The sequence below is a fragment of the Actinomadura chokoriensis genome (assembly GCF_039529475.1).
In the GTDB taxonomy this organism is placed as follows: domain Bacteria; phylum Actinomycetota; class Actinomycetes; order Streptosporangiales; family Streptosporangiaceae; genus Spirillospora; species Spirillospora bangladeshensis.
Genome location: NZ_BAAAMW010000001.1, coordinates 1 through 23570, shown reverse-complemented (window position 1 = coordinate 23570; position 23570 = coordinate 1). Strand labels below are relative to the sequence as shown.

The following is a 23570-nucleotide window of genomic DNA, read 5'->3' as shown; positions in this document are numbered from 1 at the left end:
CCGCAATCTACCGGTCACGTGCGGACCGCGGTGCCGTCTGGCAGGGGACTGGAGAAGCCGCCAGGATATCCCCGCCGGACGGATGACTCACCCAGCCGCACGGCGGGGCGGCCCGTCCGCCGAGGTCGCGGAACTCGGCCAACCCGGCCCCCGCGCACGGCGACGGCCGGTGGAACGAGGACGCGGTTCTTTCACGGGTCGGCATTGAGGACGTCTCAAAGAGCTTCCCCGGCGAGCCCGTATCCGAGGCCCGCGATCCCGGCTCCCCGTCATCGCTCCGGCGATCCGGTCAGGTGGTCCGGATCAGGGCTTCCAGCAGGTGGCGGACGGCCGGAACGGGAGGACCCGGCGTGACCGCGAGGAAGGTCGTCATCGCGGGGGCGGTCAGGCGGCGGACGGTGACGCGCGGAATCTCGGGCAGGCCCGCCACCTCGTAGAAGACGGTCCAGGACGGGGTGCCCGCCCCGATGCCGGTGAGGGTCTCCTGGAACGTGGTGAAGGGCGGGCCGGGCGGTGGCGCGATCCCGGCCGTCCGGCAGGCGCCGGTGATCAGGTCGTGGAAGGGCGGGTTGTCCTCGCGCGGGGCGAGGCGGAGGGGGAGGTCCGCCAGGTCGGCGAGGTCGAGGGCGGGACGGTCCGCCAGGGGGTGCCCGGCGGGCAGGGCGACGTACAGCGGGTCCGTCCAGACCGGGAGCAGTTCGAGTCCGGGGGCGTCGGGGAGCGCGCGGACCAGGGCGGCGTCGAGCTCACCGGAGCGGACGGCGGACAGCCGGTCGGGCAGGGCCATGCGGCGCGGGCGGACCTGGACGCGCGGCGCCACGGCGGCCAGCTCGCTCAGGACGCGGTAGACCCGGTCGCCGGGGCCGTGGACGGTGCCCAGGCGGAGGACGCCGTCGGCGCCGGCGCGGACATCGGCGGCGACCTGCCGGGTGCGGTGCGCGGCGGCGAGGACGGCGCGCGCCTCGGGCAGCAGCCGCTCGCCCGCGCCGGACAGCCGGACGCGCCGGGTGGTGCGGTCGAAGAGCGGCACGCCCAGCTCCCGTTCGAGCCGCCGGACCTGCTGGCTCACCGCCGACTGGACGATGCCGATCCGCGCGGCGGCGGCGCCGAACCCGGCCTCCTCGGCGACCGCCACGAAGTACTCCAGCTGGCGCAGCTCCACCCGGTCCCCCCGATTCATCTCGATCCGTGATGATCAATGCTCCCAAGCGCCTGTGGTTCGCGGGTTGTTCCCCGGCTCGAATGGGTGCCGGACGGAGAACCCGATTTCCGACAGGAGCGTGAGGTCGTTGCATCCCCTCGTTGTCACCCCGGAGGCCGCCGAGGTCGTCGAGCCTCCATCGGGCGGCCTGGTCGTCGTCCCGCCGCGGCTGCCGCACGCGTTCGGCGCGCCCCCCGGTACCGGCGCGGACCTGCTGGCCGTCCTCACGCCGGGGGTCGAGCGCTTCGGCTACCTCCGGCGGCCGGCCCGCGTCCGGCACGGGCTGGAGCCGTTCGACGGGCTGCGGTCCGAGCAGGACCGCTACGACGTGCACTTCGTGGACGCCGAGCACTGGTCGTCGCCGCGGAGCCACCGGTGACCGCGACCGCAAACCCGACGACCGCGGCGCCGCGCATCGGGCCGGCGTCGGCGGCGCTGCGGCTCGGCGCGCTGTTCGGGCCGTCGGTGTTCGGCGTGACGGCGGCGGCCGTGGCACTGCCGGAGATCGCGGCGGCGCTGCACGCCGGGCCCGCGCAGGTCGCCTGGGTGCTGACGGCGCACGCGCTGGCGCTCGGCGTCGGCACCGCGGTCTTCGGCCGCCTGGCGGACGCGCTCGGCGTGCGGGCGGCGCTGCCGATCGCGGCGGTGGTGCTGGTGGCCGGCGCGGTCGTGTGCGTCGCGGCGCAGAGCCTCGGCGTCCTGGTGGCCGGGCGGCTCGTCCTCGCGGCGGGGTCCGGGGGGACGGCCGCGGCCGGTGCCGCGCTCCTCGCGGGGGTGGAGCCCGCCGCGCGCCCGAGGGTCCTCGCCGGATACGGCGCGATCATGGCGGTGTTCGCCTCCGCGGCGACGCTGGCCGGAGGCGCGGTGACGACCTGGCTGAGTTGGCGTGTCACCGTCGTACTGCCGGTGCTGTCGGTCGCGGCCGTCCCGTTCTGCCTCGGGCTGGCGCTGCGTCCCGGGTCGCGCAGGTCCGTCGACGCCGCCGGGGCCGCCGCGCTGACCGCGGCCGTGAGCGCGATGCTCGTGCTGGTCCAGGCCGGGACGCTCGACCTCGGCGGCCCGGTCGTCGCCGTCCTCGCGGCGGTGCTCGTCCTCGCGGGCGGCGCGCTGGCGCGGCGGGTGGCCCGGCGGCCGGACGGGTTCGTCCCGCACCAGGTCATCGGCGACCCGGGCTACCGGGCCTCGGCGGTGACCGGGGCAGGGGTCTTCGGCGGGCTCTTCGCCGCGATGTACCTGGTCCCGCAGATCCTGGCGGGGGAGCACGGCTGGAGCGTCCTCGCGATCGGGGCCGCGCTGCTGCCGGGGGCCGCGGTCGGCGCGGCACTGGCCCGGTGGGCCGGCTCGCTCGGCGCCCGGGGCGGCCGCCTGCTGCTGGCCGGCACCGCGCTCGCCGCCGCCGTCGCGCTGGCCGCGGCGGCGACGGGGAACAGCGGCCCTTGGCCGCCGGTCGTCGCGGCGTCGCTCTGCCTCGCCGCGTTCGCCGTCTCCCAGGTCGTGATCACCGGTGACGTGTCGGCACGGCTCCCGGTGCCGCTGCGCGGCGCGGGCATGGGCCTGCTCAACCTGACGCTCTTCGTCGGCGGCGGGGCCGGCTCGGCCGTCGCCGGGGCGCTCGCCGAATCGCTGGACCCCTCCCGCATCCTGGCGGTCGCGGCCCTCTTCCCCCTGGCCGCCGCCGCCCTGGCCGCCACAAGACGCACCACCTGAGGACCACCGCGGCGTCCCTCCCACCCGGCCGAGGGATGCCGCGGCCCCTCACGATCCCCGTCGATCCCGGCGGGGCGTTTTGATCTTGCTCTGGATGGCAGGGTGGGGGCATGCGCCTTGCGACGTGGAACGTCAACTCGGTGAAGGCCCGGCTGCCGCGCCTTCTGGCCTGGCTGGACGAGACGAAACCGGACGTCGTCTGCCTGCAGGAGACCAAGTGCGCCGCCGACAAGTTCCCGTCCGGCGACGTCGCGGAGCTCGGCTACGAGACCGCGGCGCACGGCGACGGCCGCTGGAACGGGGTCGCGGTCCTTTCACGGGTCGGCATTGAGGACGTCTCGAAGAGCTTCCCCGGTGAGCCCGTCTACGAGGGCGAGGCGGAGGCGCAGACCCAGTTGACGGAGCCCGTCCTGCTCGTCCCGGAGGCGCGCGCGATCGGTGCCACGTGCGGCGGTATAAGGGTCTGGTCGCTGTACGCGCCTAACGGCCGCACCCCCGACTCGGCCCACTACCTCTACAAGCTCGCATGGTTCGCGGCCCTGCGCGACGCGCTCGCCGAGGAACTCTCCGCCGGGACGCCCCTCGCCGCGACCGGCGACTACAACGTCGCCCCCACCGACGACGACGTCTGGGACCCGTCCGTCTTCGCCGGCTCCACCCACGTCACCCCGGCCGAACGCCAGGCGTTGGCCGAACTCCGCGCCCTCGGCCTCCACGACGTCGTCCCCACCCCCATGAAGGGCCCGCACCCTTATACCTACTGGGATTACCGGGCCGGCATGTTCCACAAGAACCTCGGCATGCGCATCGACCTCGTCTACGGGAACGACGCCTTCGCCGAGCGGGTGCGGTCCGCCTACGTCGACCGGGAGGCGCGCAAGGGGAAGGGGCCGTCCGACCATGCCCCGATCGTCGTCGACCTCGACTAACCGCCGAAGCGGGCGAGGAGCCGGCGCTTGCCGGCGGACGGGACGTCGGCCTGATCGAGCACGGTGAAGCCGTCCGGGAGCAGCGAGGCGGGCTCGCCGGGGGCGAGGCACCACTCGGCGGGCATCCGCGGGCGGTCGCGGCGGGCGTCCTCGGTGAACGCCTCCCAGACCAGCAGGCCGCCCGGCCGGACGGCTCCCGCCGCGCGCTCGAACACCGCGCGGTCCCAGAAACCGGTGCACACGACGAGCGCGTACCCGGGCGTTTCCGGCCGCCACCGCCCGAGATCCACCTGGACGGGCGTGATCAGCGACTCCAGGCCGCGCCGCCTGGCCTCCGCGCCGAGCCGGCCGAGGGCGATCTCGGAGATGTCGACCGCCGTCACGGGCCGTCCGGCCGCGGCGGCGAGCAGCGCGCTCCCGGACGGCCCGGACGCCAGGTCGAGCACGCCGCCGTCCGGCATCGGCAGCGCCAGCGCCCGCTCCACCAGCGGATGGACGGGCGACAGCGCCGGAGCGTCCCCGTACTTGGCGTTCCACCGGAGCCGGTCCGGATGCTCGGCCAGTTCGGGGTCCATGGGGACGACCCTAGCGGCGCTCCGCGATCAGCAGCATGAACAGCGCCGTGGGGAACCCCTTGCGCCACCACGGGTCGTCGCGGAGCTGCTCCTCCGTCGGGTGCGGTTCGCGCAGGTCGGCGATGACGAATCCGGCGTCTCGGAGCGTTCCAGCGTAGTACTCCAGCGGCCGGAGCCAGCTCGTGATCATCGAGGGGGACTCCATGCCGTCCACCAGGAACCTCTGGTCGATGCCGCGCGAGGCGAAGTACTGCGCCGCCGGGACGCTGTTCATCGCGCCCTGCTCGGAGTTCTCGACGTAGAAGCACGGGTGCAGCGTCAGCAGGACCAGCCGCCCGCCGCTCTTCAGCACGCGCGCGAACTCGCCGATCCCGCGGGTCGGGTCCTGCAGGTGGCTGAACAGGTGGTTGCAGAGGACGAGGTCGAACTGGCCGCTCTCCAGGGGGAGGTCCTCAACGCCGGCGCGGATGAACGCGGCGCCGGGCGACGGATGGGACGAGGCCGCGTCGATCAGCCCCTGCGCGGCGTCCACGCCGGTGACGTCCGCGCCCAGGGAGGCGAGCTTGCGGGACAGGTAGCCCTCGCCGCATCCGGCGTCCAGGACGCGGAGGCCGGCGCAGGGGCCGACGGCGTCGAGGACGGCGGCGTCGGTCAGCTCGGTCCGGTACCGGTCGCGGCTCTCCCTGATGACCTTCACCCAGTACTGCGCGTTGGCCTCCCACCTTTCGCGCGTCAGATTCGTGATGGCTTGCGCCGTGTCCTCCACCGGCTCCCCATTTCTCAGTGCGTTCCACGCAGGTTCAGGCGACGCCCTTGAGCCGCCGCACCAGCGTGTTGCAGGTCTGTCTGATCGTTCTGTCCCGGCAGTCGGCCCCGCGCAGTTCCAGCGCCTGGACCAACTCCGCGATCCTTCCGCCGAACGCGGGGTCGCGTCTCAGCGCCAGCGGAATGTACGTCGACACCAGGTAGTACAGGTAGGCGTCGTTGTAGACCGCTATCTCGCGCAGCACCTCGGTTGCCGTGTTGCGCAGCGACAGGGAGCTCGGCAAGGTGAAGTCGCTGCTGATCCGGCCGTCTCTGGTGTAGGTGGGGAACGACCATTCCTCCAGTGCCGCGTACACGGGCGTGGCGTCCAGTTCCCTGCGGTACCGCTCGGCGAGTTCGAGGTCGTCCGAGCTGATCAGGGAGCCCATCACGACGCCGCGCATCATAAACGCGCTCTGCCGTCCGGGGACTTCGAAGCTGAGATCGGCCTCCAGCGCCCCGGTGACCTTGCTGACCTGGTGCGTCAGGATGTTGAGCGCCAGGATCGAATGGAACGAGTACGTCTTGCGGTTCAGCCGCGGCGCCAGGTCGACCGAGGCGTCGAAGAGTTTCTGCGGGTCCTTCAGCAGCCCGCCGGAGTCGGTCGAGTAAATCGCTTCGAGGGCCCGGTCCTGCTCCCGGCCCCAGAACCGGGCGATGAACGACGACGTCTTCTGCGTCGCCTGCCCGCGCACGATGTGCAGGGCCGCCTCCAGCGCGTTCAGCAGATGCTGCTGCGCCACGGTGGAGTTCTCCAGGGCGTCGACGTTGACCGCGAGCCCTTCGCAGTGCAGGTCGCCGACGAGCCCGTCCCGCCTCTTCCGGACGGCGTGCGCCATCGAGTACTCGGCGATCCCCGGAACGGACGACATGAGGCTCTGCAGCGACCGCCCGCTGACCCGGTCGAGCCATTCGGCGTTGTCCCACAGCCGGAAGATCGTGCTCTCGTCGAGCCCGGAGAAGGCCGCCACGTCGGACATGTTCAGGCCCATGGCCCGGGTGATGTCGGAGAGAGACTTCGGCGCACCGTCCGCTGTCATCACTCGCCCTCGAGGTGGCAATTGTCGACGCTTCGATCCTAGCGAAGCGCCGGAGACCGGGGCCGGACGATCCGAAGATGTGCCCGTCCCGTCACCGGCGACGGCGAGCATGGCGGCCGGTCACCCCGGTACGGCGGCGCGGCCCAGGAGGCCCCCGCTCACCTGGACGTCCCGCGGCACCGGTGTCACGCCAGCCGCCACCCTTCCCGGACGCCCACCCCGAACCAGAACGTGGACGTCCCGTTCCTGCCCCGGTGGACCCCGAAGTCGGTGGCGAGCGCCTTCATCAGCGTGAGGCCACGCCCGTGGAGCTGCTCGTCCGCGGGCCGCGCCCGCTCCGGCGCCGGCCCGCCGTCGGTGACCTCGACCCGCACGTACCGGTCGAGGTGCAGGACGGCCAGGCCGACCGTCCCCTCCCGCCGCGGCAGCGCGTGCAGCACCGAGTTGGTCATGGCCTCGCTGGTCAGCAGCTCCAGGTCGCCGAGCTCGGACCGGTCCGCGCCGAAGTGCTGGCCGACGAGCTCTCGGACGTAGCCGCGCGCGAGCCGCACGGCCGGCGGCGTCGCGGCGAGGTCGATCTCCCCGATGAGCCGCCCGGACGACTTGCCGTTGTTCCAGGCGGACGGGATCCCGAGTTCGAGTGAGGGTGCCAGCACGGGCCCCCCGGCCCACGCGTCTGTTACGTTCATGGCGGCGTTGGTTTCACGTCTCCGTGTCGGGCTGTAAGCGAACATGTGTTCTCAGGCCAAGTCGAAGTCGGACGTGGAGCGAAACAACCCACAGCCTGACGCAGCGAACAACCGCCAGTCACCACCCCTTGCGCGCACGCAAGCCCCTTGCCCCACCCAGCACCCCATCGCTCTCCGCACCTCGGAGGTGACGTACCGGGATCGGGTGGCCAGGTGAGCATCCACCTGCGGCACCGCCTACCCACGCTAGAGATCGGGCATTTCGGGGGGCAATGCGCTATTCGCCGGGAAGCCGTCCCCAGGCGGAGATCAGCGGCGCCAGGGCCAGGTCCAGGCGGCCTTCGGCGATCGCCGCGAGGAGGTGGTCGATCTCTCCGGTGGTGGCGTGGCCGCCGGCGATGAGCCGGTCGCGGACCTGCAGGATGGTCGCGGCCTCCAGGACCCCGCAGGCGGGCGCCGCGATCGGGGAGAACGCGTCCGCGCGGACGTCGGCCAGGCCGGCGTCGCGCAGCAGCCGGGGCAGCCTGCGGCCGTAGGCGAGGTCCGCGCCGCGCTCGGCGAGCAGCGTGCGGAAGCCCCGCCGGACGCTGTTGGCGAGCCGTTCGTCGGGACCGCGCTCGTCCGGGCAGGCCAGCGGCTGGAGCGCGGGATCGGCGTCCTCGACGAGCAGGAACCCGCCGGGGCGCAGGCTCTCGACCATGGTCCGCAGCGCCGCGTCCCGGTCGGCGAGGTGCACCAGGACCAGCCGCGCGTGGACGAGGTCGAACGGCCCCTCGGGCGGTTCGTCCCGGACGATGTCGTGCTGCCGGACGTCCACCGGCGCGTCCCGCAGCCACGAGGTGTCGATGTCGGTCGCGAGCACGCGGCCGCGCTCGCCGACGCGTTCGGCCAGCCAGGCCGGGACGGACGGGCCGCCCGCGCCGACCTCCCAGCATCGCCAGCCGTCCCCGACGCCGATGTCGTCCATGTGCCGGAACGTCCACCGGTCGAACAGTTCCGAGATCGCCGCGAACCGTTCCCCGGCCTCAACTTGGCGGTTGCTCAGCAGGTATTCCACCCCTCGATGATGGCGCCGTTCCCGGCGGGCCGTCACGGGATCAGCCGGGGAAGGAGCGTGTCGCGCAGAGCGGCCAGGGTCCGTGTCTCGGCGGTGGCGGCTCGCACGCGCGCGGCCAGGACGGCGGTGAACTCGTTGAAGGCCCGAGCTTGGGCGTCTCCGGGCCACGGGACCTCGAACGCGGCGATGTCGGGCCATTTCGCGCGCGGCATCCGGGTACCGTCGCCGACTGCGGACGCGTGGGCGATCACCGCGTCGCTCGACAGGGCCGCGAGCAGCCAGCCCCGGTGGGCCGGCTCCTTCGGGCGGACGATGAGGATGTCCGTCGACGCGACGCCGTCCACGAACGCCAGTCCGGCCTTGTGGAAATAGGGGCGCAGCTTGCCGAAGAGGACGTCGCCGGAGGCGAACCGCCTCTTCGCACTGGTGATGCCGGACGCACCGGTCCAGGTCGACAGCCACATGTGCCGTTTCGGCATGTGCTCCAGCGCGATGTAGTTCTCGCCGGAGTCGATGTGGGCGGCGGGGACGTTCGACCGGATCAGCTCTCCGAGGTCGCCGATCCGTTTCGAGGCCCGGGCCGGAGTCGCGCAGGAGGCGTAGCGGGCGCGGATCAGTTCGTCGGCGCAGGCGGCCATGCGGCCGTTGACCGCGATCTTGTCGTCCAGCGCACCCAGGACGGATGCCGCCGAGTCTTGTTCCCCCCTGGTCAGGCGGGTGGTGGTGAGGCGGTTCAGGATCCCGTGGGTGAGGAGAGGCTGCCCGGAACCGATGCGGTAGCGGTTCAGCGCGAGTCTTTTCAGGAGGTAGTAGACGTAGCGGGGGTTCACCCCCTCTTTCGCGGTGGCGATGATGGCGTTGTCGGTGACCCAGCACGGCTCCGGGCTGTAATGCACGGCGCCGCAGTAGGAGCCCACGCGTCCGATGACGGTGGCGTTCGGAGCGGCGTTGGAACGGGCGGACGTGCCGATGACGCCGTTGGCGCCATAAGTTGGGTAGGCGGAGCCCTCGGCGGGGCCCGACCTGCCGTTCGTGAAGGTGACGATCTCGCCGAGCGCCACGTCGGCCATCAGCGGTCAGCCATCCAGGCGTCCGAGTTCCGTCCGGACGACCTGGTCGAGCCGCGCCGACTCCTCGAAATGCGCGTAGAGCTCCTTGGTGAGGCGTTCGACCCTGGCGGCCGCGGGCTCGTCGTCCTGATCTCCGCGTGCGGTTCCGACATACCGGCCGGGAGTCAGGACGTGGTCGTGGGACCTGATCTCGGCCAAGTCCGCCGAACGGCAGAATCCCGGGACGTCCGAGTAGCCGCTGCCGCGCCAGGAGCGGTACGTCCCGGCGATCCGGGCGAGGTCGTCCTCGGTGAGGACACGTTCAGTGCGGTCGGCCATCGTCCCCATGTCGCGGGCGTCGATGAACAGCACCGGCCCGCCGCCGGCGGAACGGTCGAAGAACCAGAGGCAGGCGGGAATCGGGGTGCTGCGGAAAAGGCGGTCCGGCAGCGCCACCACGCAGGACACCAGGCCCGCCTCCACCAGCGCCGCGCGGATCGCGCCCTCGCCCGACTGCCGCGACGACAGCGAGCCGTTCGCCATCACGACGCCCGCGCGGCCGCCCGGCCCGAGCTTGGAGATGATGTGCTGGAGCCAGGCGAAATTGGCGTTCCCGGCCGGCGGGACGCCGTAGCGCCAGCGCGGATCGCCGGTGTCGCGGTACCAGTCCGACATGTTGAACGGGGGATTGGCCAGGACATAGTCGGCCCGGAGGCCGGGATGGGCGTCCGAGTAGAAGGTGTCCGCGCGGTGGAGGTCGCCGGAGAGCCCGTGAACGGCGAGGTTCATCTTGGCCAGCCGCCACGTCCGCTCGTTCGCCTCCTGCCCGTAGACGGCGATGTCGTCGAGCCGTCCCCGATGGCTCAGGACGAACTTCTCCGCCTGGACGAACATGCCGCCGGAACCGCAGCACGGGTCGTACACCCGTCCTTTGAAAGGCTCCAGGATCTCGACGAGCAGCCGCACCACGCTCGGCGGCGTATAGAACTCGCCGCCGCGTTTGCCCTCCGCCCGCGCGAACTTCTCCAGGAAGTACTCGTAGACCTCGCCGAGCACGTCCCGCGCGGCCTTGCCGCCGAAGCGGACCTCGCCGATCAGCCCCGCGAGTTCGCCGAGCCGCCGCTGGTCGACGCCGCCGAAGATCTTCGGTAGCGCGCCGTCGAGCGAGGGGTTGGCCCGCATCACCGCGTCCATGGCGGCGTCGATGCGCGCTCCCAGGTCTCCGGAGGCCCCGGCCAGATCCGTCCAGCGCGCCCCGTCCGGTACGACGAAGGGCCCTTCGCCGGACGAGTCGGACACGTACTTCAGGAACACCAACCCGAGAACGAAGTCCTTGTACTGCGCCGCGTCGACCGCCCCCCGCAGCTTGTCGGCGGCCTTCCAAAGGACGTCGTCCACCTGCGTGACTCTAGCGCCCTCCGCCCCACCGGCCCGTCCGGTGGACGGGCGCGTTCCGCGGTGCGAGGCTGCGGAGCGTGGTGATCGTGGACGTGCTGGCGGCGGCGGCACTGATCGGATGGCTCTACCTGGCCCTCGGCCACGGCGCCTTCTGGCGCACCGGGCCCGGCCTGCCGGAGCAGGACGATCCGCCCGCGTGGCCGGAGGTCACCGCGGTCGTCCCCGCCCGCGACGAGGCGGCCGTCCTCCCCGAGACGCTCCCGACACTGCTCGCGCAGGAGTATCCGGGCGCGTTCCGCGTCGTCCTCGTCGACGACGGGAGCAGTGACGGGACCGCCGAAACGGCCGCCCGGCTCACCGGGCACGTGGTGACCGCGCGGGAACGCCCGGAGGGATGGGCCGGAAAGGTGTGGGCGATGTCGGAGGGCGTCCGGGCGGCCGGCGACCCGGAATTCCTCCTGTTCACCGACGCCGACATCGCCTACGAGCCAGGAACGGTGAAAAGGCTCGTCCGCGAAGCCGTCAATGCTAGGCGCGACCTCGTCTCCCAGATGGCGACGCTCAGCGTCCGCACGCGCTGGGAAAAAGTGATCGTTCCAGCATTCGTGTACTTCTTCGCGCAGCTCTATCCGTTTCGCCGCGTCACCCGCGACGGGGCCCGCACGGCCGCGGCGGCCGGCGGCTGCATGCTGGTCCGCCGCGCCGCGCTGGACACGGCCGGCGGCATCGCGGCGATCCGCGGCGCGCTGATCGACGACGTGGCGATGGGACGCCTCATCAAGCGCGCCGGCGGGCGGTGCCGCCTCGACCTCGGCCGCGACGTCGTCAGCCGCCGGCCCTACCCCCGCCTCGCGGACCTGTGGATGATGATCGCCCGCAGCGCCTACCACCAGCTGCGCTACTCGCCGGCGCTGCTCGCGGGGACCGTCCTCGGCCTGCTGCTCCTCTATGCGGTGCCGCCCGCCGCGACGGTCGCCGGCGCCGTCACCGGCCACCCCGCCGCCCTCGTCGCGGGCGCCCTCGCCTGGACGGTCATGACGCTGACCTACGCGCCGATGCTCCGCTTCTACGGCCTGTCGCCGCTGCGCGCCCTCGCGCTGCCCGCCGTCGCGCTCCTGTACGCCGCCATGACGGTCGATTCCGCGCGCCGCCACCGAGCCGGAAGAGGAGGTGCCTGGAAAGGGCGCACCGCGGCCGCCCATTGACCTCCCTCCGCCACCGGCCGCGCGGCATAATGCAAAACCGGAACCCAGGGAGCCCGCGTGGACGAGACGAACGCCGCTATACCCAATGTCGCCCGGATGTACGACTACTACCTCGGCGGCAAGGACAATTACGAGGTCGACCGCGAAGCCGCCCAGAAGATTCTGCACGCCGCGCCCTTCACTCCCGTCCTGGCCAGGCACAATCGCCGTTTCATGCAGCGGGCGGCGCGCCATCTGGCCGCGTCCGGCATCCGGCAGTTCCTCGATATCGGCACCGGGCTGCCGACCCAGGGGAGCGTCCACGAGACCGTCCGGCCCCTCGTCCCGGACGCGCGGGTCGTCTATGTCGACAACGACCCGGTCGTCGTCGCGCACGGCCGCGCGCTGACGGCCACCGACGAGGCGACGGTCGTCGTCCGGCACGACCTGCGCGACGTCGGCGCGCTGCTCGACGACGGCGCGGTCCGCGCGGCCGTCGACCTCGGCGAGCCGGTCGGGCTGATGCTGCTGTCGGTCCTGCACTGCCTCGCCGACGACGAGGGCCCGTACGAGGCGGTCGCCGCGCTGCGCGACGCGCTCGCGCCGGGCAGCCACATCGTCGTCTCCCACATCACCGGGGACGACGAGGTCACCGAGAACTCCGTCAGCGTCTACGGGCGCGCGAACACCGGCATGACCCACCGGTCCCGCGAACGCCTGCTCGACTTCTTCGACGGCTGGACGCTCCTCGACCCCGGCCTCGTCCGCCTGGACGAATGGCGTCCCGAACCGGCCACCGGGACGATCGGCGCCGGCGGCGACTACTACCTGTGCGGGGTCGGCATCAAGGAGGCCCGGTGACCGCCGATGACGACCGGGGCGGCGGGCTGCCCGAGACCGTCCTCCCCAGCGGCGCCACCATGAGGACCGCGCACAAGTACGAGGACGTCCGGCGCGTGCTGACCGACCCGCGCTTCAAGCGCGACCTGAGCGGGACGCCCGCCGCCCGCATGGTGAGCGGCAGCGACATCAGCGACGACCCGCACCTGATCCTCAACATGGACCCGCCGGAGCACACCCGCATCCGCCGCATCGTCGCGGGCGCGTTCGCCCCGCGCCGGATCCTGCGGTGGCGCCCCCGGATCGTCGAGATCACCCGGGAGCTGGCCGGCGAGCTGGCCGCGCAGGGCCCGCCGGCCGACCTGGTCGCCGGGTTCGCGTTCCCGCTGCCGGTCCGGGTGATCTGCGAGCTGCTCGGCGTCCCGGACGCCGACCGCGAGCGCTACCGCCGCTGGGCGGACGCGGCGCTGACCACGTCCGACCTGGACGCCGCCGGGCGCGCCGAGGCGGCGCGCGAGTTCCGCGACCACGTGCACGGCCTGCTCGCCGAGCGCCGCGCGAACCCGGGCGAGGCGCTCATCGACGACCTCATCGCCGCCCGGGACGGCTCCGACGCGCTCACCGAGCCGGAACTGGTCAGCCTGGTCACCGCGCTGATCACCGGCGGCCACGAGACGACGGCGAACCTCATCGCGTCGGGCGTGTTCACCCTGCTCGGCGAGGACCGCTTCCGCGGCCTCGAACCGACCGAGGGGCTCGTCGAGGAGCTGCTGCGGCACGACACCCCGGCGCTGTACGCGCTGCCGCGGGTCGCGGCGGAGGACGTCGAGCTGCCGTCCGGCCGCGTCGCCGCCGGGGAGCTGGTGCTGCCGCTGCTCGCCGAGGCGAACCGCGATCCCGGCATGTTCCCCGACCCCGACCGCTTCGATGCGACCCGGGACGGTCCCGCGCACATCGCCTTCGGGCAGGGCGCGCACTTCTGCCTCGGCGCGCGGCTCGCCCGCCTGGAGGCCGAGGCGGCGCTGGCCGTCCTGCTCGCCGAGTTCCCCGGCCTGGCGCTCGCGGTCCCGGCGGAGGAGGTCCCGTGGCGCGAGGCGAGCCTGGTCAGGGGCCCGACCCGGCTGCCCGTGCGGTGGTGACCCCCGTTTTGTCGAGCCGGGACAAAAGCCGCCGCTGCGATGTGTCCCGAGCTTCATTGGAGTAAGTATCCAATTACGTTACGGTCGGGTGGCCGTCACGCCGACGGCAGGCGAAGACGAAGGGTTACCCGCCATGTCCATCACCGTCCGCCGCGTGCTGCGCACCCTGGCGGCGTCCTGCATCGGCGTCGCCCTGGCGGCGGCCACCCTGCAGGGCACCGCCGCCGCCGCGCCGCAGGACCCCGTGCCCCCCGGGCAGGATCCGTTCTACACGCCGCCGTCTCCGCTCCCGGCCGGCGCTCCCGGCGACGTCATCCGGTCGCGTCCGGCCGTGTTCACCATGGACCCGCTCGGCCACTCGCCCTACGAGGGCGTCAAGTCGTGGCAGATCCTCTACCGGTCGGAGACCGCGCAGGGCGCACCGACCGCCGTGTCCGGCATGGTGCTCGTCCCGACGAAGGCGTGGACGGGCCAGGGCAAGCGCCCGCTCGTGTCCTACGCCGTCGGGACGCGCGGCCTCGGCGACTCCTGCGCGCCGTCCTACACCCTCACCCAGGGCATGGACTACGAGATGTTCTTCGTCGCCGACGCCCTCAGCCGCGGCTGGGCCGTCGCCGTCACCGACATGGAGGGCCTCGGCACACCCGGCCAGCACACCTACGAGGTCGGCCGCTCGCAGGGCAAGGCCGTCCTGAACATGGCGCGCGCCGCGCAGCGCCTCCCGGACGCGGGCCTCGGCGGCGCGCCGGTCGGCCTGTGGGGCTACTCGCAGGGCGGGACGTCCTCCGGCTGGGCCGCCGAGCTGGCCGAGAGCTACGCCCCGGACCTCGACCTCAAGGGCGCCTTCGCGGGCGGCGTCCCCGCGGACCTGCTCGCGGTCGCCAAGAGCCTGGACGGCTCGCCGTTCGTCGGGCTGATGTTCATGGCGGCGGTCGGCTACGACACCGCCTACCCCGAACTCGACCTTGAGAAGTACCTCAACGACAACGGCCGCGACCTGCTGGCGAAGGCCGAGAACCTCTGCCTGGTCAGCGTCGACGGCATCGGCACGCTCGCCGGGACGCTGTTCAAGAAGATCAGCGACTACACCACGAGCGACCCGCTGGACACGCCCGAGTGGCGGCAGCGGCTCGACGCCAACAAGCTCGGCTCGACCGCCCCGTCCGTGCCGGTGCTGCAGACGCAGGCCGTCTACGACGAGATCATCCCGTTCGGGCAGGCCGACACGCTGCACAAGGCGTGGTGCGCGAAGGGCGCGAACGTGACTTGGAAGACCTACACGTTCGCCGAGCATGCCACCGGCATGCTCTGGAGCGAGCCGGACGCGATGGCCTTCCTCACCGACCGGTTCGCCGGAAAGCCCGTGACCGGCAACTGCGCCGCCTGATCCGGTCTCCGGAGCACCCATGGGGCCGTCCCGCTCTCGCAGAGGGCAGGATGGCCCCATGGACTTGGTGGAGTTCCTCCGCGCCCGGCTCGCCCGGGACGAGCAGATCGCCCGCGACAGCTCGTCCGCCCCCTGGAAGGCCGCCCCCTCCGGCACCATCACCATCGACTCCGACGAGCCCGCCTTCGTCGCGAAGGCGGAGAACGACGCCTACGCCGAGCACATCGCCCGCCACCACCCGGCCCGCACGCTCGCCGAGGCGGCCGCCCGCCGCCAGATCATCGACGACTACGAGAAGAACGCCTGGATCCTCGCCCAGGGCCACCGCACCCCCGAACTGGAAGCCGCCCAGGCCGTCCGCGAGTCGGTCCTGCGCCTCCTCGCGCTTCCCTACGCCACCCACCCCGCCTACCAGCGGGAATGGTGCCCCTAGGCGTCGGTGACCAGTGCAGGATGGCCGGGGTCGTCCACCTTCAGGACGACGTCGGCGGCGCGCAGCGGGTCCGCCTCCCGCTCGTAGCGCGCGTAGGCGGGGATTGTCCAGGAGCGGTCATCCGGCATGCGGCGGGCCAGGGCGCCGCGCGACAAGGTCAGGTGGACGGTCAGCTCGAACGGGAGACCCCGCCCGAGCAGCAGCGATCCGTCGAGCAGGCAGATCCCGCCGGGTTGCAGCGACACGTACCGCGCCCGCGTGGCCCGGTCGAGGTCGGCGTCCCACAGGCTCGGCAGCACCTTCCCCGTCCCGGACGGTTCCAGCGGCCCTAGCACCTCCCGCACGAGCCCGTTCACATCGAGCCATTCGTCGTAATAAAGGTCGGGGTCGTCCCGTCCGAATTCGTAGCGCAGCGACGCCGGACGCAGGAAATCGTCCGCCGAAACCCGGACCACGTCCCGTCCCAGAGCCCGCAGCGGCGAGACGAGCGCGTCGGCGAGGTCCGAGGGGGCGGCGGGAGGCGCGCCGTCGATGGCGACCCGCAGCCACGAACCGCGCCCGGACGCCGCGATCCGCTCGGAAAGCTCCGTGACCACGAGCGACGGCGAGATCGGTCGTACGCGCATCACTTCATCCTGCCCGCAATGTGGGACGCGACTGACACACCGGGTCTCGGGAAGGTAACCTCGGTACGGGTCCGAGAGGCGCTGCAACGGGCGAGAGCCCGCCACGCTCGGGCCCCAGAGACCGACTTCCGCAAGGGCGCCTCCCATATGAACTGGGAGGTGCTCGGAAACAATGACCCACACCAATCTGCGCGAGCTTCTGGAAGAGCGGATCGCGGTGCTCGACGGCGCCTGGGGCACGATGCTCCAGGGCGCGGGGCTCACCCCTGAGGACTACCGCGGCGACCGCATCGGCGGCGACCACCCGAAGGACGTCACCGGCGACCCCGACCTGCTGAACCTGACCCGGCCGGACGTGATCCTGGACGTCCACCGGCAGTACCTCGACGCCGGCGCCGACATCACCACCACCAACACGTTCACCGCGACGAGCATCGGCCAGGCCGACTACGGCCTCGAGGGCCTCGTCCACGAGATGAACGTGCAGGGCGCGCGGCTCGCGCGGCAGGCGGCCGACGAGTACGGGGGCCGGTTCGTCGCCGGCTCGGTCGGGCCGCTCAACGTGACGCTGTCGCTGTCGCCCCGGGTCGAGGACCCGGCCTACCGCGCCGTCACGTTCGACCGGGTCAAGGACGCCTACGCGCAGCAGATCGCCGGGCTCGCCGAGGGCGGCGTCGACCTGCTGCTGATCGAGACGATCTTCGACACGCTGAACGCCAAGGCCGCGATCGCCGCGGCCCGCGAGGTCGCGCCCGAGCTGCCGCTGTGGATCTCGGTGACGATCGTCGACCTGTCCGGGCGGACGCTGTCCGGGCAGACCGTCGAGGCGTTCTGGCGGTCGATCGAGCACGCCGAGCCGCTGGTCGTCGGGGTGAACTGCTCCCTCGGCGCCGCGGAGATGCGCCCCCACGTGGAGGATCTGGCCCGGCTCGCCGGCACCTACGTCGCCTCGCATCCGAACGCGGGCCTGCCGAACGCCTTCGGCGGCTACGACCAGACGCCGGAGGAGACCGGCGCGCTGCTGCGCGACTTCGCCGCGTCCGGCATGGTCAACCTCGTCGGCGGCTGCTGCGGGACGGGCCCCGCGCACATCGCCGAGATCGCCGAGGCGGTGCGCGGGATGGCGCCGCGCGAGGTCGCGCGGCCCGCGAGGGCCAGCCGGTTCAGCGGCCTGGAGCCGTTCGAGATCGGCGCCGACACCGGCTTCGTCATGATCGGCGAGCGCACGAACGTCACCGGCTCCAAGCGGTTCCGCAAGCTGATCGAGGCGGGCGACCACCAGGCCGCGGTGGACGTGGCGCTGGAGCAGGTCCGCGGCGGCGCGAACCTGCTCGACGTCAACATGGACGCCGACCTGCTCGAGAGCGAGCGGGAGATGACGACCTTCCTGAACCTGATCGCGACCGAGCCCGAGGTGGCCCGCATCCCGATCATGGTGGACAGCTCCCGGTGGAGCGTGCTGGAGGCCGGGCTCAAGACCGTCCAGGGCAAGGGCGTCGTCAACTCGATCTCCCTCAAGGAGGGCGAGGAGCCGTTCCTGGAGCAGGCCCGCCGCATCCGCGACTTCGGCGCCGGCGTCGTCGTCATGGCGTTCGACGAGACGGGCCAGGCCGACACCGCCGACCGCAAGGTCGAGATCTGCGGGCGCGCCTACGACCTGCTGACGCAGAAGGCCGGGTTCCCCGCCGAGGACATCATCTTCGACCCGAACGTCCTCGCCGTCGCGACCGGCATCGAGGAGCACAACGGGTACGCCAAGGCGTTCATCGACGCGCTGCCGCGGATCAAGGAGCGCTGCCCCGGCGTCCGCACCAGCGGCGGCATCTCCAACCTGTCGTTCTCGTTCCGCGGCAACGACGTCGTCCGCGAGGCGATGCACTCGGCGTTCCTGTTCCACGCCGTCCGCGCCGGGCTCGACATGGGCATCGTGAACGCCGGGCAGCTCGCCGTCTACGAGGACATCCCCGCCGACCTGCTCGAACTGGTCGAGGACGTCCTGTTCGACCGCCGTCCCGACGCCACCGACCGGCTCGTGTCGTTCGCCGAGACGGTCAAGGGCAAGGGCACCGTCCGCGAGGTCGACCTGTCCTGGCGGGAGGCGCCGGTCGAGCAGCGCCTGTCCCACGCCCTCGTCCACGGGATCGTCGACTTCATCGAGGAGGACACCGAGGAGGCCCGGCAGAAGGCCGCCCGTCCGCTCGACGTCATCGAGGGCCCGCTGATGGACGGCATGAAGATCGTCGGCGACCTGTTCGGATCCGGGAAGATGTTCCTGCCGCAGGTGGTGAAGAGCGCCCGCGCGATGAAGCGCTCCGTCGCCTACCTGGAGCCCTTCATGGAGAAGGAGAAGGAGGAGGCGCTGCGCGCCGGCCGCATCATGCAGGAGCGCGGCCAGGGCAAGATCGTCCTCGCCACGGTGAAGGGCGACGTGCACGACATCGGCAAGAACATCGTCGGCGTCGTCCTCGGCTGCAACAACTACGACGTCGTGGACCTCGGCGTCATGGTCCCCGCCGCCAAGATCCTCGACACCGCGATCGCCGAGAACGCCGACGCCGTCGGCCTGTCCGGCCTGATCACCCCGTCGCTGGACGAGATGGTCTCCGTCGCCGCCGAGATGGAGCGCCGCGGGATGCGGCTGCCGCTGCTGATCGGCGGCGCCACCACGTCCCGGCAGCACACCGCCGTGAAGATCGCGCCCGCCTACGACGCGACGACCGTGCACGTCCTGGACGCCTCCCGGGTCGTCGGCGTCGTCTCCGACCTCCTCGACGAGGACCGCGCCGCCGCGCTGGACGCCGCCAACCGCGAGGAGCAGGCCCGCCTCCGCGAGCAGCACGAGAACAAGCAGCGCCGCCCGATGCTCACCTACGAGCAGGCCCGGGCGAACCGGGAGCAGGTCGACTTCTCCGACCTTCCGACGCCCGACTTCACCGGCGTCCGGATCGTCCAGCCCGACCTCGCCGCGATCCGCGCGATGATCGACTGGCAGTTCTTCTTCCTGGCCTGGGAGCTGAAGGGCAAGTACCCGGCGATCCTCGACCAGCCCGTCGCGCGCGAGCTGTTCGACGAGGGCAACGAGCTGCTCGACCAGATCATCGCGGACGGCTCGTTCGAGGCGTCCGGCGCCTACGGGTTCTGGCCGGCGCACTCCGAGGGCGACGACATCCTCCTGGACGGCGGGCCGCGCTTCCCGATGCTGCGGCAGCAGACGTCCAAGCCGGAGGGCCGCCCGAACCGGTGCCTCGCCGACTACATCGCCCCGTCCGGCGACCACCTCGGCGGCTTCGCCGTGACGATCCTCGGCGCCGAGGACCTCGCCGCGAAGTTCGAGGAGGAGAACGACGACTACAAGGCCATCATGGTCAAGGCCCTCGCGGACCGGCTCGCCGAGGCGTTCGCCGAGTACGTCCACCTGGAGGCGCGGCGCGCCTGGTTCGAGCCGGGCTCCGAGCCCGACCTGGCCGACCTGCACGCCGAGAAGTTCCGCGGCATCCGCCCGGCGCTCGGCTACCCGGCGAGCCCCGACCACAGCCTCAAGCGGACCCTGTTCGACCTGCTGGACGCGGGCCGCCTCGGCATGAAGCTCACCGAGTCGTACGCGATGTCGCCCGGCGCCAGCGTCAGCGGCCTGATCTTCGCGCACCCGGCGTCGCGGTACTTCACGGTCGGCCGCATCGGCAAGGACCAGGTCGAGGACTACGCCGTCCGCTGCGACCTCCCCGTCGCCGAGGTCGAGCGCTGGCTGGCCCCGAACCTCTCCTACGACCCGAAGTAGGACGGGCCGGACGACGGAAACGCCTGACGGCCACCGCGCCGCGGCCGTCAGGCGTGTCTCGCGGAGGGCTCAGGGACGCCCGATGCGGACCTTCCAGACCTCCGGGCCCGCCTCCTCGTAGTCCCAGCTGAACTCGCCGGGGAACTGGGCGGCGAACTGGTAGTAGAGCGGCTTCGGGTCGTGGTCGTTGACCAGGACGAACGCCGTCCCCGCCGACAGCGCCTGGAAGGTCGCGAAGATCTGCTGGTGCCGCTGCCCGTGGGCGAGCACCCGCACGTCGAGCTCGCCGTCCGCCACTTCGGCGGTCGCGCCCGGGACGCCCGGGTGCGCGTCGTGGCCGCCGCAGGTGCACTGGTGGCCGTCGTCGTGGGACGCCGCCGCGCCCGCGCCGAGGATCTCGTGCATGCCGTCCAGCAGCGCGCCGAGGTCGACGCCCGCGTCGACCAGCGCGGGCAGGATCAGGTCGTTCTCCTTGTGCAGGTGCGACTGGAACAGGGCGTTGACCGCCGCCGCCGCGCCGACCGCCTCCGAGGGCGTCCGCGCCGCCGCCAGCTCGGCGACCTTCTCGCGCAGGACGACGTGCTCGCGCAGCATCGCGCGCAGCAGCAGCCGCGCCTCCGGCAGGTCCTCGGCCGCCTTGTAGAGCGTCCCCTCCTCGGCCTCCGCGTGCGGGAGGATCTCGTCCGTGCAGAACGCGACGAGCTTGTCGCGCCGGTCGTAGGGGGCGGTGAGCTGGTCGGCCGCGCGGGCGATGGTCAGCGCGTGGTCGGCCATCGTCCGGCCGAGCCGCTCGTGGTGGTCGAGAATGGCCCGCACCGTCTCCTGCTGCGGGCTGGCGGTCGATGTGGTCATGAGCACTCCTCAGTGCCGGCCTGTTTTTCACAACACTACTTGTATTTATAATAGCGGCCATGGAGAATCAGGCCACAGGGGTACGCGACCAACGACCCCGGGCCGTGCCCCGCCCGGCGGCGCGCCGGCTCCCGCTGCTCGCCGGCGCGCTGCTGACCCTCCTCGTCGCCCTCTGGGGCGCCCTCGGCCTCCTCGACCTCCCCGTCCCGCTGCCGCGCACGTCGTTCGCGCAGCAGCACGGCCCGCTGATGGCCCTCGGCTTCCTCGGCACCCTGATCTCCCTCGAACGCGCCGTCGCCCTCGGCCGGCCCTGGGCCTACGCGTCCCCCGCGCTCGCCGCGGCCGGCGGCCTCGTCACCGCCGCCGGGTTCGCCGTCCCCGGACGGCTGCTGCTCACCGCCGCCGGCGGCTGGCTCGTCGCGATCTACATCACGGTCCTCGGCCGCCGGACCGGACGCGACCTCGCCGTCCAGCTGGCGGGCGCCGCCGCCTGGTACATCGGCGGCATGCTGTGGATCGGCGGCCGGACGGTCGGCGACATCGTCCCGTGGCTCGCCGCGTTCCTCATCCTCACGATCGCGGGCGAGCGCCTCGAACTCGCCCGCGTCGCCTTCCTGGGGCGCCGCGCGTCCGACGGGCTCGTCGCCGCGGCCGCGCTCCTCGGCGCCGGCGCGGCCGTCTCCGTGCGGTGGGCCGAACCGGGCTGGCGCCTCGCGGGCCTCGGCATGGTGGCGCTCGCGGGCTGGCTCGCCGTCCACGATGTCGCGCGCCGCACCGTCCGCGGCAACGGCCTGCCGCGTTTCGCCGCCGCCTGCCTCCTCGCCGGATACGCCTGGCTCGCCGTCGCCGGGGGCATCTGGCTCGCCGCCGGAGTCCCGTCGGCGACCGGCTTCTACGACGCCGCGCTGCACGCGGTGTTCCTCGGCTTCGTGATCTCGATGGTGTTCGGCCACGCGCCGGTGATCCTGCCCGCCGTGCTGCGGGTCCGGCTGCCGTACCACCCGATCCTGTACGTGCCGCTCGCCCTGCTGCACGCGTCGCTGGCGCTGCGGGTCGCGGGCGACCTCGCCGGTGTCGCGGTGGCGCGGACGACCGGGGGAGTGCTCGGCGAAGTCTCCCTGCTCCTCTTCGGCGCCTGCGCCGCAGCCGCATCACGCCTGGTCAAAAGGGCCCCATCGCGCACGGTGGGACACCCCGTGACCGCGCCTGCCGGAAACGCCGGCCCGGCCGCGTCGGGGCCGGGCGGGGACGCGGCATCGCCGCCGGAGGCGGACGCCGCGCCGCAGCCGGGCGGCGGAGGGGCCGCGCACGACCCTGCCGGAAAGGAACCGACATGACGTCGCTCGGTGTGCGTCCGAAGGTCGGCGGCCCGCCGCCGGCCCCGCGCCGCTCGCGGTCCGCGTGGCACGCCGTCGCGAACGGGGTCGTGCTGGTCTGGCTCGCGCTGACCGTCGCAGCCGCCTTCGTCCGGCATGACCTGCCGATGCCGCAATGGCTGCTGATCCACCTGTTCCTGCTGGGCGCGGTGACCAACGCGATCGTGACGTGGACGGAGCACTTCGCGTCGGCGCTCCTGCGCGTCCAGGCCCCGCCCGACTGGTGGCCGGTGACCCGGCTGGCGGTGCTGAACGCCGGGATCGTCGCGGTGCTGTGCGGGGTGTCCGAGGGATACGCGGCGCTCGCGGTCGGCGGTGCGGCCGGCGTCGTGGGGGTCGTCGCGGCGCACATCGCGGTGCTCGCGCTGCGCGGTCGGAGCGCCCTGGGCGGACGGTTCGCGCACGTCGTGGCCTGGTACCTGTGGGCGGGGGCGGCGCTGGTCACGGGCGGGGCGCTGGGCGGGCTGATGGCGTCCGGGCGGATCCCGTCCGAATGGCACGAGCGGCTGCACGCCGCGCACGCGCAGGTCAACATCCTGGGCTGGGTGGGGCTCGCGGTGCTGGGCACGCTGTTCACGCTGTGGCCGACCGTCCTGCGCACCCGGATGGTGGACGGGACGGGACGAATCGCCCGCTGGTCGCTGCGTTTCGCCGTGCCGGGGCTCGCGGTCGCGGTGGGCGGCCTGCTCGCCTCGCTGCGGTGGGTCGTGGTCGGCGGTCTGCTGGTGTACGCGGGGGCCGCCGCGCTGGCGCTGGTCCCGTTCGTCCGGGTGCTGCGGCAGCGGCGTCCGCATACGGCCGCGTCCTGGATGCTCGCGGCGGGGACGACATGGTTCGCCATCACGCTGATCGCGGACGCTTCGCGGCAGAGCCTCTCGGGGCTGCTCCCGCTGGTGCTGGTCGGTTTCGTGGGGCAGACGCTGCTGGGCGCGCTGACGTTCCTGCTGCCCGTGGTCCTGGGCGGGGGACCGGCCGCCCTGAAGGCCAACTCGGCGCTGATCGAACGCTTCTGGGTGGTGCGGGTGGCGTTGATCAACGCTGCGGTGCCGCTGCTCGTGCTCCCGGTGCCGGAACGGGCGTCGCGCGCGGCATGGATCGTCGTCCTGGCCGCCCTGGCCGCGTTCATCGTGCTGGCGGTCGCGACGATTCTCCGGTCTCACCGCCCCTCTCCGGTCATTGCGGGCCTGGCGGCTGGTGTTCTGCTGACCGCCCTGGCCGCCGGGGTGACGGTGGGGAACGGCGATTCGTCGTCGTCCCAGACGGTGGCGGCGTCGGGGACGCGGGTGGTGGAGGTGACGTTGGCGAATATGCGGATTCGTCCGGGGACGATCGAGGCGGCGCCTGGTACGCGTCTGGTGCTGAAGGTGACGAACAAGGACGCGATGCGGCATGACCTGCGGTTGGCGTCGGGTGAGGCGACGCCGATGCTGGGTCAGGGGGAGTCGGCGACGCTGACGGTGCCGTCGGTGAAGGGTGCGATCGACGGTTGGTGCACGGTGCCGGGTC

The 23570-nt window shown here is 72.7% G+C and carries 21 protein-coding genes; 11 read left to right on the top strand and 10 right to left on the bottom strand.

Features of this window, described 5'->3' with window-relative positions; genetic code table 11:
* Positions 1 to 289: 289 nt before the first annotated feature.
* Entirely contained in the window at positions 290 to 1180 is an 891-nt protein-coding gene (locus tag ABFX46_RS00105; protein ID WP_346039252.1) for a LysR family transcriptional regulator, read from the bottom strand.
* Between the two features lie 109 nt (positions 1181 to 1289).
* Here ABFX46_RS00105 and ABFX46_RS00100 point away from each other — a divergent pair, with 109 nt between their 5' ends.
* The 3 genes from ABFX46_RS00100 (at position 1290) to ABFX46_RS00090 (ending at position 3837) form a co-directional block, all read left to right on the top strand.
* Positions 1290 to 1580: a hypothetical protein gene (locus tag ABFX46_RS00100; protein ID WP_346039251.1), complete on the top strand. Its 291-nt coding sequence runs from the start codon at positions 1290 to 1292 to the stop codon at positions 1578 to 1580.
* The gene (locus ABFX46_RS00095) at positions 1577 to 2908 is read left to right on the top strand and encodes an MFS transporter (protein WP_346039250.1); all 1332 of its coding nucleotides are present in this window, start codon (positions 1577 to 1579) and stop codon (positions 2906 to 2908) included. The genes ABFX46_RS00100 and ABFX46_RS00095 overlap by 4 nt, the downstream gene beginning before the upstream one ends.
* A gap of 110 nt (positions 2909 to 3018) precedes the next feature.
* Positions 3019 to 3837, top strand: coding sequence for an exodeoxyribonuclease III (locus ABFX46_RS00090; protein WP_346039249.1), 819 nt, complete (start codon positions 3019 to 3021; stop codon positions 3835 to 3837).
* Here the strand turns inward: ABFX46_RS00090 and ABFX46_RS00085 are convergent.
* The 7 genes from ABFX46_RS00085 to ABFX46_RS00055 all read right to left on the bottom strand — a co-directional run bounded on the left by ABFX46_RS00085 (position 3834) and on the right by ABFX46_RS00055 (position 10449).
* Complete coding sequence (locus ABFX46_RS00085) at positions 3834 to 4412, bottom strand: methyltransferase domain-containing protein (protein WP_346039248.1); 579 nt, start codon at positions 4410 to 4412, stop codon at positions 3834 to 3836. The two genes, ABFX46_RS00090 and ABFX46_RS00085, sit on opposite strands and share 4 nt — an antisense overlap.
* A 10-nt stretch (positions 4413 to 4422) precedes the next feature.
* Positions 4423 to 5178 carry a class I SAM-dependent methyltransferase gene (locus tag ABFX46_RS00080; protein ID WP_346039247.1) on the bottom strand — a complete coding sequence of 252 codons (756 nt, stop codon included), beginning with the start codon at positions 5176 to 5178 and terminating at the stop codon, positions 4423 to 4425.
* Between the two features lie 34 nt (positions 5179 to 5212).
* Positions 5213 to 6256, bottom strand: a complete 1044-nt coding sequence (locus ABFX46_RS00075; RefSeq protein WP_346039246.1) for a hypothetical protein — start codon at positions 6254 to 6256, stop codon at positions 5213 to 5215.
* Between the two features lie 185 nt (positions 6257 to 6441).
* Complete coding sequence (locus tag ABFX46_RS00070) at positions 6442 to 6945, bottom strand: ATP-binding protein (RefSeq protein ID WP_346039245.1); 504 nt, start codon at positions 6943 to 6945, stop codon at positions 6442 to 6444.
* Positions 6946 to 7222: 277 nt separating this feature from the next.
* Complete coding sequence (locus ABFX46_RS00065) at positions 7223 to 8002, bottom strand: class I SAM-dependent methyltransferase (RefSeq protein WP_346039244.1); 780 nt, start codon at positions 8000 to 8002, stop codon at positions 7223 to 7225.
* 32 nt (positions 8003 to 8034) lie between these two features.
* Positions 8035 to 9072: a restriction endonuclease subunit S gene (locus ABFX46_RS00060; protein WP_346039243.1), complete on the bottom strand. Its 1038-nt coding sequence runs from the start codon at positions 9070 to 9072 to the stop codon at positions 8035 to 8037.
* 6 nt (positions 9073 to 9078) lie between these two features.
* Positions 9079 to 10449, bottom strand: coding sequence for a type I restriction-modification system subunit M (locus tag ABFX46_RS00055; RefSeq protein WP_346039242.1), 1371 nt, complete (start codon positions 10447 to 10449; stop codon positions 9079 to 9081).
* Positions 10450 to 10526: 77 nt separating this feature from the next.
* On the opposite strand from ABFX46_RS00055, the gene ABFX46_RS00050 reads away from it, so the two are divergent.
* The 5 genes from ABFX46_RS00050 to ABFX46_RS00030 all read left to right on the top strand — a co-directional run bounded on the left by ABFX46_RS00050 (position 10527) and on the right by ABFX46_RS00030 (position 15432).
* A complete protein-coding gene (locus ABFX46_RS00050) occupies positions 10527 to 11654 on the top strand; it encodes a glycosyltransferase (RefSeq protein WP_346039241.1) in 1128 nt (375 codons plus the stop codon).
* Between the two features lie 57 nt (positions 11655 to 11711).
* Entirely contained in the window at positions 11712 to 12494 is a 783-nt protein-coding gene (locus tag ABFX46_RS00045; RefSeq protein WP_346039240.1) for an SAM-dependent methyltransferase, read from the top strand.
* A complete protein-coding gene (locus tag ABFX46_RS00040) occupies positions 12491 to 13612 on the top strand; it encodes a cytochrome P450 (protein ID WP_346039239.1) in 1122 nt (373 codons plus the stop codon). The genes ABFX46_RS00045 and ABFX46_RS00040 overlap by 4 nt, the downstream gene beginning before the upstream one ends.
* A gap of 133 nt (positions 13613 to 13745) precedes the next feature.
* Positions 13746 to 14999 (top strand): lipase family protein, encoded by a 1254-nt coding sequence (locus ABFX46_RS00035; RefSeq protein ID WP_346039238.1) that lies wholly within the window; start codon positions 13746 to 13748, stop codon positions 14997 to 14999.
* 58 nt (positions 15000 to 15057) lie between these two features.
* A complete protein-coding gene (locus tag ABFX46_RS00030; RefSeq protein WP_346039237.1) occupies positions 15058 to 15432 on the top strand; it encodes a DUF6221 family protein in 375 nt (124 codons plus the stop codon).
* Here the strand turns inward: ABFX46_RS00030 and ABFX46_RS00025 are convergent.
* Positions 15429 to 16058 carry a nucleoside/nucleotide kinase family protein gene (locus ABFX46_RS00025; protein ID WP_346039236.1) on the bottom strand — a complete coding sequence of 210 codons (630 nt, stop codon included), beginning with the start codon at positions 16056 to 16058 and terminating at the stop codon, positions 15429 to 15431. The genes ABFX46_RS00030 and ABFX46_RS00025 overlap by 4 nt on opposite strands.
* A gap of 172 nt (positions 16059 to 16230) precedes the next feature.
* Between ABFX46_RS00025 and metH the strand changes: the two genes are divergently transcribed.
* On the top strand, positions 16231 to 19836 hold the full coding sequence (gene metH, locus ABFX46_RS00020; protein ID WP_346039235.1) for a methionine synthase: 3606 nt from the start codon (positions 16231 to 16233) through the stop codon (positions 19834 to 19836).
* A 69-nt stretch (positions 19837 to 19905) separates the two neighbouring features.
* On the opposite strand, the gene ABFX46_RS00015 is transcribed toward metH, so the two are convergent.
* Positions 19906 to 20688: a DUF2249 domain-containing protein gene (locus ABFX46_RS00015; RefSeq protein WP_346039234.1), complete on the bottom strand. Its 783-nt coding sequence runs from the start codon at positions 20686 to 20688 to the stop codon at positions 19906 to 19908.
* 59 nt (positions 20689 to 20747) lie between these two features.
* Between ABFX46_RS00015 and ABFX46_RS00010 the strand changes: the two genes are divergently transcribed.
* Both ABFX46_RS00010 and ABFX46_RS00005 read left to right on the top strand, forming a co-directional pair.
* Complete coding sequence (locus tag ABFX46_RS00010) at positions 20748 to 22025, top strand: hypothetical protein (protein ID WP_346039233.1); 1278 nt, start codon at positions 20748 to 20750, stop codon at positions 22023 to 22025.
* Positions 22022 to 23570: cupredoxin domain-containing protein (locus ABFX46_RS00005; protein WP_346039232.1), on the top strand; the 1549-nt coding region annotated here is incomplete at its 3' end. The genes ABFX46_RS00010 and ABFX46_RS00005, both read left to right, overlap by 4 nt.